The sequence below is a fragment of the Motilimonas thetidivivens genome, assembly GCF_046452435.1.
Lineage (GTDB): Bacteria > Pseudomonadota > Gammaproteobacteria > Enterobacterales > CBDFNC01 > Motilimonas.
In genome coordinates this window covers 117337-129764 of sequence record NZ_JBKFDK010000011.1, presented here as the reverse complement: position 1 = coordinate 129764, position 12428 = coordinate 117337, and the positions used below count along the sequence as shown (strand labels likewise).

The following is a 12428-nucleotide window of genomic DNA, read 5'->3' as shown; positions in this document are numbered from 1 at the left end:
TGAAAATGAGTTTGGGGCTAACGAGTCTACTTATTGGTTGGGATTTGAGCTCTGGTGGCGTGAATATTTCCAATGGTTGGCGCTGCAATTAAAAACGGATTTATACCGCTTTCAAGGCCGTCCCGGTAAGGCGCCGTTGACCAGTTATTTTTCTGAACGCTTTGTTAAGTGGTGCTTGGGGCAGACCCCGTTTCCCCTAGTTAATGCCTGTATGAAGCAGCTCAATCAAACCGGATATATGTCTAATCGCGGCCGTCAGATAGTTGCTAGCTGCTTAGTGAATGAATTAGGTGTCGATTGGCGCTATGGGGCGGCGTATTTCCAGCAGCAACTAGCGGATCATGATGTGGCGTCCAATTGGGGTAATTGGCAATACATCGCCGGAGTGGGCGTTGATCCTAGAGGTGGACGTCATTTTAATCTTGCTAAGCAAACTCAAACATATGACCTTAATGGTGATTTTGTTGCTAAATGGCAAGGTGCTAGTGAGCTGTTGCCCCTTGATTCGGTGGATGCGGCGGATTGGCCTGTGGTTTACTCGCCCTAGGACAAAAAATTGCGCCTTAGTACGCATAAAAAAGTACCCGTAAAACGAGATCCTGAATTAATATATCCGGCAAATTTAATTTAGGAGTCGAGAACATGCCAAAGGCAAGTGAAATCAAAAAGAACATGGCTATTGAGTTCAATGGCGAAGCTTACATCGTACGTGATATTGAGCGTTCAGTACCACAAGGTCGTGCGGGTGGTAGTATCTACCGTATGCGCATGTACAGCGTGGCAACTAACCACAAAGTGGATCAGTCATTTAAAGATTCAGAAATGCTGACTTTGGCAGACTTAACCCGTCGTCCTGTGACCTTCTCTTACTCTGATGGTGACGAGTACGTGTTTATGGACAGCGAAGATTACACATCTTACAGCTTCAACAAAGAAGCCATTGCTGAAGAGCTATTGTTTATCAGCGAAGATACTCAAGGCGTACAAGCGATTATCGTAAATGATGCGCCTGTGGCAATTGATTTGCCAAGCAGTGTGGAATTAGTGATTGTTGAAACTGAGCCTTCACTAAAAGGTGGCTCTGCTACGGCGCGTACTAAGCCCGCGACTTTGTCTACTGGTCTAGTGGTACAAGTGCCTGAGCACATTGCGCAAGGCGACAAGATTAAGATTAACGTTGAAGAGCGTAAATTTACTAGCCGCGCTTAATCTCTTTGATTAACGCTTAGGTTTACCGCTTTGTCAGGCGGTAAACCTCTCTATTCGATCACCCTTTAGGTTTTTTGGTGCCACCCTGTACCGCTTTAAATCTTGGGTTACTTTTGCAAATCACATACAAGCGTCCGCGTCGTTTGACTATCTGACAATCTCGGTGGCGTTGTTTGGCTGATTTTAATGAGCTAAGTACCTGCATTATTTTTCCTTACCTGTTGATTTAGTAAAACCAAAGCGATGATTGAATTTGGCAATCCGGCCCTCTGACTTAACTAAACTTTGTTTGCCAGTATAGAAAGGATGAGATTTACTGGAAGTATCTAGGTAACAAACCGGATAGTGTTTGCCATCGGTCCACTGCATGGTTTGATCGCTTTTGTAAGTGGAACGGATCAAAAATGAGTGATTAGCTGAAGTATCGTGAAAGATAACATAGTCATAGTCGGGGTGAATATTTGCTTGCATCGTCTCTTACTTGTGTTGTTATGTTATAGCATAACAATAAAGTAAGTGATAATCATTATCAAGTGCTTTTTTGGCTTGATGTTTGCTTTAAATTTTGTGGATTTGCGGGTTTGGGGTTAAGAATGCCAACGCAGTGCCGATATATTCGGTTAAGGCCATAAGGATAAATTTATGTATAAGTATTTATTAGGGTTATTTTGCTGTAGTATCACAGCGCTGCAAGCCGCAGAAAACTATGAAGTGGTACAGCTTTATACGCAAGATGAGCTGATAGTGCTGATAAATAAAAACCAACATCTGGCCCAAGTTAAAAAAGATGAATGCCAGTTGGTACAAGATATTGAAGCTCATGCGGTTAAAGTGCGAGAGCCCGCCTATCAGTTTTTATGGGGCGATATGCTGGCTTGGGGGGTGTGTGTTGAAAAAGACCCTGAGCTAGGCGTTCACTATATGTGGGAAGCGGCAAATCAAGGCTTGCCGGCGGCACTAGAGCAGTTAGGCCGATACTATACCAAGGGCACCTTAGTGCAGCGAGATATGGCCAGAGCCTTACCTTTGTTAAGAGAATCTGCTGGATTGGGCTTTTTACCCGCGCAGTTGCAGTGGGCTCAATTATTGGTGCAAGGCGAGGGTAGTCCAAAAGATTATGAAGAGGCTTACCGCTTACTACATCATGCCATCATTGCGGATAAGAAAACGCATCAACAAGCAGCGCGCTTACTGAATCAATTGAGCCAAAAAATGCCTGCCAATGTGGTTGCCCGCGCCAAACGTATTGCCCCTTAGCTGGCCATTATTTGAAGCTAGCTTGCGGCGCTTAAGGTCAATGTCAGAGTTGGCCAAAAAAGACAGGGAGCGTCCTGCTCCCTCAATAAGGAATATATGCTTTACCTTTTAAGGTTAGTCGTTGCTAGAGCATTTTCCTGATAAATATTTTTTTAATTTTCTTGCCATTTATCCAATCCTGTTTCCTAAGAATTTTCCTACAATAAACAAGGGATTTAGATATACTGGCAGTATTCCTTTTAGGAGAAGAACCTATGTCAAACGACCCACACCAAGCGCGTGAGGCGCAAAAGTACGATAAACCCATTCCTAGCCGCGAATTTATTCTTAACTTGTTGGAAAAGTTAGGCAAGCCAGCGACCCGAGATTCTTTGTTTGAATTGCTTGAGCTTAAGACTGACGATGATTACATCGCCCTTCGACGTCGTTTGAAAGCCATGGAGCGTGATGGTCAGTTAGTCTATTGCCGTAATGCCAGTTATGCCCTACCTGAAAAGTTAGAGTTGGTTAAAGGTAAGGTGATTGGTCATAAAGATGGCTTTGGTTTTGTTAAACCGGAAGAAGGTGGCGTTGACCTATTTTTACCGCCTAAGCAAATGATGACCTTGTTTCATGGTGATTATGTCTTAGTGCAGCCTGTTAAAGTCGATGCTAAGGGACGCACCGAAGCGCGCCTTATTCGTGTGTTGGATGATAAACCGATCCAAGTAGTGGGGCGTTTCTTTCTTGAGGACGGCATTGGTTTTGTGGTGCCTGATGATAGTCGTATTGCACAAGATATTATTATTCCAAGTGAGGCGCGTAATGGGGCGCGCCACGGCCAAGTTGTGGTCACCGAAATCACCACTCGCCCTCGCATTCGTGTTAATGCCATCGGTAAAGTGACAGAAGTGCTTGGCCAAAACATGGCGCCCGGCATGGAAGTAGAAATTGCGCTGCGCACCCATGATATTCCCCATTCTTGGCCAAGTGGCATAGATAAAGAGCTACAAGCGTTTGGCGACACTGTGCCTGAGCATGCTAAAGAGGGTCGCGTTGATTTACGCAAGTTACCGCTGATTACCATCGACGGTGAAGATGCCCGCGACTTTGATGATGCCGTGTATTGTGAGAAAAAGTCCTCTGGCGGTTGGCGTTTATGGGTGGCGATTGCCGACGTGAGTTATTACGTACGCCATGGCAGCATCCTAGATAAGGAAGCGCTAAACCGAGGCAACTCGGTTTATTTCCCCGATCAAGTGGTGCCTATGTTGCCGGAAAAACTGTCTAACGGTTTATGTTCATTAAACCCGCAAGTGGATCGCTTGTGTATGGTATGTGAAATGACTATTTCGGCGGCAGGTCGGTTATCTGGCTATAAGTTTTATGAAGCGGTAATGAATTCTCATGCCCGTTTTACTTATACCAAGGTGGCCAGTATTTTGGATGGTGATGAAGCGCTTCGTGAGCAATACGCTAGTCATGTTAAGCATTTACACGAGCTGCATGATATGTATCACGCCCTGAAAAAAGCGCGCCATATTCGTGGTGGTATGGAGTTTGAAACCCAAGAAACCCGCTTTATCTTTAACTCAGAGCGTAAGATTGAGCAAATAGTGCCGCTAGTGCGCAATGATGCCCATAAGATCATTGAAGAATGTATGATCCAAGCCAACGTATCGGCGGCGCGCTACATTGAAAAGATGGAAGCCCATGCGCTATTTCGTGTGCATGAGCGCCCCGGTGAAGAAAAGCTAAATGGCTTTAGAAGCTTCCTTGCCGAGCTTGGCCTAGAGCTGCGCGGCGGAATGGAGCCTGCACCACGCGATTATGCGGATTTAGCCGATCAAATTCATGACCGCCCCGATGCTGAACTGATCCAAACCATGTTGCTACGCTCAATGAAGCAAGCCGTGTATCAAGATGAAAACGTGGGTCACTTTGGTTTAGCGCTAAAAGAATATGCCCACTTTACTTCGCCGATCCGCCGTTACCCTGACTTAATTTTGCATCGCGCAATTAAGTATCAGTTAGTTAAAGAAGTGAAAAATCCGGGTCATCGTTGGACCGATACCGGTGGTTATCATTATCTGGCCGACGATATGCCGATTTTGGGTGAACAGTGCTCCATGACCGAGCGTCGCGCCGATGATGCGACCCGAGATGTTGCCGACGCACTAAAATGTGAATACATGCAAGATCACGTCGGTGATGAAATGGTCGGTACAATTGCTGCAGTGACCAACTTTGGCTTCTTTGTGCGGTTGAATGATTTGCATATTGATGGCTTAGTGCATGTTACCTCTTTACCCGGTGATTATTATCAGTATGATGCCGGACGCCAAGTGATGCAGGGTGAGCGCACCGGACGCGTATTTAGAATTGGTGATACCCTGACGGTTAAAGTGCTGTCGGTTAATTTAGATGATAAGAAAATCGACTTTGAATTAGCCGGAGAAGAAGGCGGACGTCGCCGCTCTGGCCGCAAAGCCAAACCTACCCGCATCTCGGATGTGGATAAACTTATCGGTAATGATAACGCGCCAGCACAGCAAAAACGTAGTAAGCAGGACTTACAACCCGAGCAAGCTAGAAGCAAGAAACGCAAAGGCAAGGGCCGCTCTGGTGAGCTAGAGTTTGGTAAGCCGAAAAAGAAGAAAACCGTTAAGAAATCGAAGCAGCCAGCCAAAAATAAGAAAAAAGTGAAGAAAGCGAAATGAGTAAATCAGAATTAATCTACGGCATTCACGCTGTAGCGGCCACCTTGGAAAGCAGTCCAGAGCGCTTTATTGAAGTTTATGCGCTAAAGGGTCGCCAAGATGATCGTATGTTACCCCTTATCAGCAGCCTGCAAAAAATGGGCGTGTCGGTGCAGTTTATGCAGCGTAAAGCCTTGGACGATAAGTCTCAAGGTGGTCAGCATCAGGGCATTATTGCCCGAGTTAAGGCCGCGCCAGTATTAAATGAAGCCGATTTGGATAACATATTAAAAGCCAATGACGGCGCGGTGTTCCTGTTAATTTTAGATGGCGTAACCGACCCACATAACTTAGGTGCCTGCTTACGTAGCGCCGATGCCGCCGGTGTGCACGCCGTGGTGGTGCCAAAAGATAAATCCGCCAGCTTAACGCCAATCGTGCGTAAAGTGGCTTGTGGTGCGGCAGAAAGCGTGCCTTTGATCCAAGTGACTAACTTAGCGCGCACCTTACGTGAATTGCAAGAAGCCGGTGTTTGGCTATATGGCGCGGCAGGTGAAGCAACTCAAAGCATCTATGAGACAAAATTAACGGGCTCTGTTGGTTTAGTCATGGGCGCGGAAGGTGATGGTATGCGCAGGTTAACACGTGAGCATTGCGACGAGCTGATTAGCCTGCCAATGGCTGGTGCCGTTTCGAGTTTGAACGTGTCGGTGGCAACCGGTATTTGTTTATTTGAAGTGGTGCGCCAGCGCGGTAACTATCAAGTTAAGTAATCGCGATGGTAGTTAGCTGGCAAGTCAGTCATTTTCAGCAACTCAGTGCGCAGCAGTGGTATCAAATCGCCGCGCTGCGCATGGCTGTTTTCGTGGTAGAGCAAAACTGTCCCTACCAAGATTTAGATGGTTTAGATTGTCACCCTGATACCGTGCATTTGTGCCTTTGGCTCAATGAACCCGTTGTTGCACCCGTCGGTGGATCAAGTAATACGCGATTGATCGCTTATTTGCGTATATTAGCGCCCAATACCGCTTATCCTCAGGCTTCAATTGGTCGGGTGATTGTGGCCGCCGATGCGCGTGGGCAAGGACTTGGACATCAATTAATGCAGCAAGCCATTGAGCTGGCCAAGCAGTATTTTTCTCCTCCTTTTTATCTCAGCGCTCAAACCCATTTAGTGGCGTATTACCGCCAACATGGTTTTACCCCGCAAGGTGACGTTTACCTGGAAGATGATATTCCCCATCAAGGGATGTTGTGGGTTTAGTTTGCAGTCGATTTAGAACAAGTAACGAATATTTATTTTATTGGATAGTTCTTCTTTGACCGCACCATCAGGCACATGCTTGGTGTAGCTGTGGCTAAAGTTAAACACTAAAGATAGGTCGTTTACTATTTTGTTTTCCAATTTGCTATCGAACAAGGTAACCGTATTTTTATTGCCGGTCTCAACCGACGCATCGATATAGAATTTTAACCTATCCGTGAAAAAGTGTTGAAACTTGACTACGCTACGCACAATTGCTTCTTCTTTTCTGACTGTGTCGGTCGCATTTTCTTGTGGTTTGGCGTAACGAAAGCCTGGGCCGACTTCAAGGCTTAGCTTTTGCCGCTTCTTATCAATAAAAGTACGGCCATAACCAGTGGAATAAGTGAATTCTTTGGCATAGCTGGCAAATTTATGACGCTTTAAATCGGTGCGGACAAAGGCATAATCTTGCTTAGCAAAAGCATAATCTCCTTGCAGTTGCAGACGGCTTTTTTGGGTAAAGGCTTCGCCGTCGTCACTGGCATAGTCAAAGCTGTACTCAAGATGGCCATTGAAGGCTTCATCGGCATCATAATCCACAATCAAAACCGAGTTTAGGGCTTGGGTGGTTTTATTGCTTTTATCCAAATTCCAGCCAAACTCGATGGACGATTGCCATGGCTCAAGGGGATCTTGGTATTCGGGAGGAACGATAGCATGTGCTGTTGTGAAGCAAAACGAAGCCAATAAAAGAGCGCGCATGGATAACCTGTGGCTAATTTTTTCGCTATTTTAGAAGTCTTTACCGAGAAATAAAAGACTCCCTTGACGGCCGATTATTTCCCTTGTGTCGGCGTTGCATGAACTGTATAATCTGCGGCCTTAAATCAGTCATCATCTTTTGTTCCTTGCTTCTGACGGTGCCCGACTGAGCCGCATACAGAGGCTGATTAAACCCGTAAGGATCAAGTAAATGCGTCATTACGAAATCGTATTTATGGTTCACCCTGACCAGAGTGAACAAGTTAACGGCATGATCGAGCGTTACAGCGCGATGATCACCGACAATGGCGGTACTATTCACCGTCTAGAAGATTGGGGCCGTCGTCAATTGGCTTACCCAATCAACAAGCTACACAAAGCACACTACGTTCTATTAAATGTAGAAGCTGAACAAGCTGTAATCGACGAATTGGAAACTGCTTTCCGTTTCAACGATGCTGTGATCCGTAACATGATCATGCGTACTAAAGCTGCGATCACTGAAGTTTCTCCAATGGCGAAAGCTAAAGAAGAGCGTCAATCACGTGATTCACGTCCAGCTGTAGAATCTGCTCCAGAAGTAGAAGAAGCTGAACAGGCTGATGAAGAGTAATTTGTGTCAGAAAACTGTTTGCAACTCAGTGGCGAGTTAATTAGCTCCCCTAAGTTGACGAAAAGTCCAGCGGGAATTGTTCATTGCAAATTTAAGATGAAACATGAATCGCGGCAAACAGAAGCCAATTTCACACGCCAATGCTTTTGCATTATGCCCATAGTGGTAGCGGGCGAGATGGCAACACAGATTTCAAATCAAATAGAGAAGGGCAGTAAAATTAAAGCAAGTGGTTTTCTTGCTAGCCATAAAACCAGAAGCGGTCTTGGTGAATTAGTTTTACATGCTCAGTACATTGAGAAAATTATTTAAGGATCAGGCAAATGGCACGTTATTTCCGTCGTCGTAAGTTCTGTCGTTTCACTGCTGAAGGCGTGAGCGAAATTGATTACAAAGATGTAGCTACGCTAAAAAACTACATCACTGAAAGTGGTAAAATTGTACCTAGCCGTATTACTGGCACACGTGCAAAATACCAACGTCAGCTAGCTCGTGCTATCAAGCGCGCACGCTACCTGTCTCTTTTACCATACACTGACCTACATCAGTAAGAAGGGGAAGCAGACATGGATATTATTCTATTAGACAAAGTGGCTAACCTAGGTACTTTAGGTGACCAAGTTTCTGTTAAAGCTGGTTACGCACGTAACTTCCTTTTCCCACAAGGTAAAGCGGTTCCTGCGAACAAAGCTAACACAGAAAAATTCGAAGCACGTCGTGCTGAGCTTGAAGCTAAAATTGCTGCAGATCTAGCGACTGCTGAGCAACGCGGTGAGAAGCTAAATGCACTAGAAGCGGTTGTTATCTCTTCTAAAGCGGGCGACGAAGGTAAACTATTTGGTTCTATCGGTACTCGTGATATCGCTGATGCAGTTACTGCTGCTGGCGTTGAAGTAGCGAAGAGCGAAGTTCGTCTTCCTGAAGGTGTTCTACGTAACACTGGCGAATACGAAATCGCTATCCAAGTTCACAGCGACGTAACTGCAACTGTTAAAGTTTCAGTAGTAGCTGCAGAATAAGCTTTTTTAGCTTACTCTTGAAAAACCGGCTTAGGCCGGTTTTTTTATGCCTGTAATATATCGAACGTTATTTCAGGCATAAAAAAACGAGGCAAATTTGCCTCGTTTTTAAAATCATTATGTAGATTAGCGAGTACCGAATACTACGATGGTTTTACCATGAGCTGAAATTAGGTTTTGCTCTTCTAACATTTTCAAAATACGGCCAACGGTTTCACGTGAACAACCCACGATTTGACCAATTTCTTGACGAGTAATTTTGATTTGCATGCCATCAGGGTGAGTCATTGCATCTGGTTGTTTAGCTAGGCTAAGCAGAGTCTGAGCAATACGACCTGTCACGTCTAAGAAAGCAAGATCGCCTACCTTTTGGCTGGTTTCTTGTAAACGCGCACCCATTTGCGCAGATAGGCGCATGAGGATTTCAGGGTTTACTTGAATTAGCTGACGGAATTTCTTGTATGAAATTTCAGCTACTTCACACGGTGATTTTGCTCTGATCCAAGCGGTACGGATTGGGTTTTCTGAATCGTCAAAAAGACCTAATTCGCCCATAAAGTCTCCCTGGTTTAGGTAAGACAGGATCATTTCTTTGCCTTCTTCATCCTTGATTAGCACGGCGACCGAACCTTTTACGATGTAGTAAAGGGTTTCAGCTTTTTCACCGGCATGGATTAATGTGCTTTTAGAAGGATACTTGTGGATATGGCAGTGCGACAAAAACCATTCTAACGTCGGATCTGCTTGAGGTTTACCAAGTACCATATGTGTTCCTCTATTCCTATTTTCTACCGCTTCAATCCTGTTGCACCTGCAGCGAGACATCATTAGCAGTGAGCTTTATAATTAACGCATGATAGCATAAAAGCCTTACAATTATGCTGCAAGTGTTGATTGATAAAGTTATAAAATTAGCGCTGGATCAGGTTTTTACATTGATGTCGTTATGAACATGGCTGTGAATGAGATCACGTTTTGTGTCCGGATCAGGTTACCTGCAAATGAGTTATTAATAAAAGTGAGAAGAGTATGCAAGTTAGAGTAGATTGGTCGCAGGCACTGCAGTTTGTAGGCCATTCAAGTAAAGGACATCAGGTGTTGATGGACGGTAACAGTGGCACAGCGGGTGCAAGCCCAATGGAATTAGTGCTGATGGCGATTGCGGGTTGCAGTAGTGTTGATATCGTTGCTGATTTACAGCAAGCAAATCAAGCGGTGCAAAGCTGTAGTGTGGACGTTCAGGCGCAGCGCGCAGAAACCGCACCTAAGGTGTTTACGCAAATCGACTTGGTTTATACCCTGAAAGGTCAAGACGTGGATGCCAGCGAAGTGGCTAAAGCAATTGATGCCTCGATGGATAAATATTGCTCTGTGGCTAAGATGCTGGAATCTACCGCGCAGATTCATGCCAGTTTTGTGATTAACCCTTAGGGCATTCACTCGCTCATCAAGCCAATCACCTTAATGAGCGAGTATGACTAAGCAATCTTACCGGTTGCCATCAGTTGCCTAATGAGGGGGGTAAGTAACAGCTCCATGGCAAACCCCATCTTGCCTCCCGGCACAACGATGGTGTTCATGCGCGACATAAACGCACCATCTATCATCGACAGTAAGTAGGGGAAGTCCATATTCTTAATGCCGCGAAAACGTATCACTAACAAGCTTTCGTCGAGGGATGGAATATTTTTGGCACTAAATGGATTGGAAGTATCAACCAGCGGCACGCGTTGAAAGTTGATATGGGTGCGTGAGAACTGCGGGGTGATAAAGTTAATGTAGTCGTCCATGGAGCGCACGATGGAATCTGTGACGGCTTCTCGAGAGTGGCCTCGCTCTGAGGTATCACGGACTAATTTCTGGATCCACTCTAGGTTGACAATGGGCACCATGCCAATCAAAAAGTCGACATGTTGAGCCACATTGATGTCACCATCACACACCGCACCATGTAAGCCTTCGTAAAAGAGTAAATCGGTATTATCTTCAAGCTCTTGCCAAGGGGTGAAGGTACCCGGCATTTGATTATAGGGCACGGCCTCATCGAACGTATGCAGATAACGGCGAAACTTACCTGTGCCGGTTTCGCCGTATTCCTTCATAAAATGCTCGAGCTGCTCAAAGTCATTGGCTTGGGGGCCAAAATAACTAATGTGCTTACCTTGCTCGCGCGCTTTACGTACCGCCACATCCATTTCGGGGCGGGTATAACGGTGAAAGCTATCACCTTCAACAAACGCGGCCTTAATACCTAACTGCCGGAAAATTTGTGCAAAGGCTAAGGTTGTAGTGGATGTGCCTGCGCCAGAAGAGCCGGTGATCGCGATAATGGGATGCGTAGCTGACATGAAAACACCTTAAGCTAAATAATCGACATAGACTTAGCAGTGTATGGCAAAAATACTTAACCGCAAATCCTTTAGCCGTCGATAGTACTATTTTCTACGTTAAGTTGTTCTTTCGGGATGATATTGACCGACTCATGTAGCTCGGAATAAACGATCACGACTCGCCCGCTAGCTAATTGCTCGCGAACTTGAGTGACTTTATCGGCTAGGCTAATGTCTTGCTCGCCATATTCTGTGCCTTCACGCAGCACAAAGTGCTCAATTAACTCGGTTAATGTATCAGGTTGGATATCTTGATAAGGAATGATCATTGAGGCTCTCTATAAAAATCGGCTTAACCACGCCGGTATGGTTTGCTCTAACCAAAATTGCGGCCTGTGTATATTACCGTGGACAAATCCGACATGCCCACCTTTTTCACTGATCATCAACTCAAGCTGTTGGCTTATATTTGCCTTGCTGGGAATGACCTCTGGGGTCATAAAGGGATCATCTTTCGCGTGAATAAGCAAACTCGGTGTGTTGATGGCGTTTAACTTATAAAACGCGCTGCATTGCTGATAATAATCGTCAGCACTGGCAAAGCCATGTAGCGGTGCGGTAATAGCTTGATCAAAATCGTGAAAGCTTTGTAATTGAGCTGGCTCGGGTAGGGCAAAATCACTGAGCGCGCCGGTTTGAACTTTGTTGGCTAGGTTGCGTTTCATTCGCGAGAGCAAGTGATGCTGATAGACACGAGAAAATCCACTTTGTAACCGGTTAGCACACAGATCAAGACGCAAAGGCGCGGATACAGATACCGCAGCCTTGAGTGGCGTAGGCTGCGCCTCGGCGATGAGGTTTAACAGCATATTGCCGCCTAAGGAATAACCTATCGCAGCCAAAGGATGATTGGGATAGTGCTGGGCTAACCAAGTTAATACAAAACGGGCGTCTTGGGTTTCGCCGCTATGATAGCTGCGAGCTTTTAGGTTTGGCCGACCACTACAGCCACGAAAGTGCATTAATAGGCCAATCCAGCCCGCCTTTTTTAATGCGCTGAGCATACCTTGAGCATACGGTGAATTTAGTGAGCCTTCCAGCCCATGAAATACCACGACGATGGGTTTTGCAAATGCGTTATTGGGATGCTCGGTCCACACCAGATCTAAAAAGTCACCGTCTACAGTGCTTAGGGTTTGATGATGCAGAGGAATACGAAACTGGCGATTAAGGAAGGTGGGTAACAAGGTCTGTAGGTGCGCATTCGCGCACCACAGCGGGGCTGTAAATGGGGTGAGCTTAGCTGTCACCCGA

Annotated in this window: 18 protein-coding genes; 11 read left to right on the top strand and 7 right to left on the bottom strand. The window is 45.6% G+C overall.

The window, feature by feature from the left end; genetic code table 11:
• Together ACK8OT_RS10520 and efpL are read left to right on the top strand one after the other, a co-directional pair.
• On the top strand, positions 1 to 547 hold a 547-nt coding region (locus ACK8OT_RS10520; RefSeq protein ID WP_410196470.1), incomplete at its 5' end, for an FAD-binding domain-containing protein.
• A 95-nt stretch (positions 548 to 642) separates the two neighbouring features.
• Positions 643 to 1209, top strand: coding sequence for an elongation factor P-like protein EfpL (efpL, locus tag ACK8OT_RS10515; RefSeq protein ID WP_410196469.1), 567 nt, complete (start codon positions 643 to 645; stop codon positions 1207 to 1209).
• A 58-nt stretch (positions 1210 to 1267) separates the two neighbouring features.
• Here the strand turns inward: efpL and ykgO are convergent, their stop codons facing one another.
• Both ykgO and ACK8OT_RS10505 read right to left on the bottom strand, forming a co-directional pair.
• Positions 1268 to 1414, bottom strand: coding sequence for a type B 50S ribosomal protein L36 (gene ykgO, locus ACK8OT_RS10510; RefSeq protein ID WP_410196468.1), 147 nt, complete (start codon positions 1412 to 1414; stop codon positions 1268 to 1270).
• Positions 1414 to 1680 carry a type B 50S ribosomal protein L31 gene (locus ACK8OT_RS10505; protein WP_410196467.1) on the bottom strand — a complete coding sequence of 89 codons (267 nt, stop codon included), beginning with the start codon at positions 1678 to 1680 and terminating at the stop codon, positions 1414 to 1416. The genes ykgO and ACK8OT_RS10505 overlap by 1 nt, the downstream gene beginning before the upstream one ends.
• A 171-nt stretch (positions 1681 to 1851) precedes the next feature.
• Here ACK8OT_RS10505 and ACK8OT_RS10500 point away from each other — a divergent pair, with 171 nt between their 5' ends.
• The 4 genes from ACK8OT_RS10500 (at position 1852) to ACK8OT_RS10485 (ending at position 6408) form a co-directional block, all read left to right on the top strand.
• Entirely contained in the window at positions 1852 to 2466 is a 615-nt protein-coding gene (locus ACK8OT_RS10500) for a tetratricopeptide repeat protein (RefSeq protein WP_410196466.1), read from the top strand.
• Positions 2467 to 2720: 254 nt separating this feature from the next.
• Positions 2721 to 5165 carry a ribonuclease R gene (gene rnr, locus ACK8OT_RS10495; RefSeq protein ID WP_410196465.1) on the top strand — a complete coding sequence of 815 codons (2445 nt, stop codon included), beginning with the start codon at positions 2721 to 2723 and terminating at the stop codon, positions 5163 to 5165.
• Positions 5162 to 5917, top strand: a complete 756-nt coding sequence (rlmB, locus tag ACK8OT_RS10490) for a 23S rRNA (guanosine(2251)-2'-O)-methyltransferase RlmB (RefSeq protein ID WP_410196464.1) — start codon at positions 5162 to 5164, stop codon at positions 5915 to 5917. Before rnr ends, rlmB begins: the two co-directional genes overlap by 4 nt.
• 5 nt (positions 5918 to 5922) lie before the next feature.
• Positions 5923 to 6408, top strand: coding sequence for a GNAT family N-acetyltransferase (locus ACK8OT_RS10485; RefSeq protein ID WP_410196463.1), 486 nt, complete (start codon positions 5923 to 5925; stop codon positions 6406 to 6408).
• Between the two features lie 12 nt (positions 6409 to 6420).
• On the opposite strand, the gene ACK8OT_RS10480 is transcribed toward ACK8OT_RS10485, so the two are convergent.
• A complete protein-coding gene (locus tag ACK8OT_RS10480) occupies positions 6421 to 7152 on the bottom strand; it encodes a DUF481 domain-containing protein (protein WP_410196462.1) in 732 nt (243 codons plus the stop codon).
• A gap of 211 nt (positions 7153 to 7363) precedes the next feature.
• Here ACK8OT_RS10480 and rpsF point away from each other — a divergent pair, with 211 nt between their 5' ends.
• Genes rpsF through rplI form a run of 4 tightly spaced genes read left to right on the top strand, consistent with a single transcriptional unit; the run spans position 7364 to position 8784 of the window.
• Positions 7364 to 7765 carry a 30S ribosomal protein S6 gene (gene rpsF / locus ACK8OT_RS10475; RefSeq protein WP_410196461.1) on the top strand — a complete coding sequence of 134 codons (402 nt, stop codon included), beginning with the start codon at positions 7364 to 7366 and terminating at the stop codon, positions 7763 to 7765.
• 3 nt (positions 7766 to 7768) lie between these two features.
• On the top strand, positions 7769 to 8077 hold the full coding sequence (gene priB, locus ACK8OT_RS10470) for a primosomal replication protein N (protein WP_410196460.1): 309 nt from the start codon (positions 7769 to 7771) through the stop codon (positions 8075 to 8077).
• Between the two features lie 11 nt (positions 8078 to 8088).
• A complete protein-coding gene (rpsR, locus tag ACK8OT_RS10465) occupies positions 8089 to 8316 on the top strand; it encodes a 30S ribosomal protein S18 (RefSeq protein WP_233070522.1) in 228 nt (75 codons plus the stop codon).
• A 15-nt stretch (positions 8317 to 8331) separates the two neighbouring features.
• Entirely contained in the window at positions 8332 to 8784 is a 453-nt protein-coding gene (gene rplI / locus ACK8OT_RS10460) for a 50S ribosomal protein L9 (RefSeq protein WP_410196459.1), read from the top strand.
• A gap of 126 nt (positions 8785 to 8910) precedes the next feature.
• Here rplI and crp read toward each other — a convergent pair whose 3' ends face one another.
• Positions 8911 to 9549 carry a cAMP-activated global transcriptional regulator CRP gene (gene crp, locus ACK8OT_RS10455; RefSeq protein ID WP_410196458.1) on the bottom strand — a complete coding sequence of 213 codons (639 nt, stop codon included), beginning with the start codon at positions 9547 to 9549 and terminating at the stop codon, positions 8911 to 8913.
• 264 nt (positions 9550 to 9813) lie between these two features.
• On the opposite strand from crp, the gene ACK8OT_RS10450 reads away from it, so the two are divergent.
• Positions 9814 to 10215, top strand: coding sequence for an OsmC family protein (locus ACK8OT_RS10450; RefSeq protein ID WP_410196457.1), 402 nt, complete (start codon positions 9814 to 9816; stop codon positions 10213 to 10215).
• A 47-nt stretch (positions 10216 to 10262) separates the two neighbouring features.
• Here ACK8OT_RS10450 and ACK8OT_RS10445 read toward each other — a convergent pair whose 3' ends face one another.
• From ACK8OT_RS10445 to ACK8OT_RS10435, 3 genes are all read right to left on the bottom strand, one after another.
• On the bottom strand, positions 10263 to 11132 hold the full coding sequence (locus ACK8OT_RS10445; protein ID WP_410196456.1) for a phosphoribulokinase: 870 nt from the start codon (positions 11130 to 11132) through the stop codon (positions 10263 to 10265).
• Between the two features lie 71 nt (positions 11133 to 11203).
• Positions 11204 to 11443, bottom strand: a complete 240-nt coding sequence (locus ACK8OT_RS10440) for a YheU family protein (RefSeq protein WP_410196455.1) — start codon at positions 11441 to 11443, stop codon at positions 11204 to 11206.
• Between the two features lie 9 nt (positions 11444 to 11452).
• Positions 11453 to 12424: a hydrolase gene (locus ACK8OT_RS10435; RefSeq protein ID WP_410196454.1), complete on the bottom strand. Its 972-nt coding sequence runs from the start codon at positions 12422 to 12424 to the stop codon at positions 11453 to 11455.
• Between the last annotated feature and the right edge of the window lie 4 nt (positions 12425 to 12428).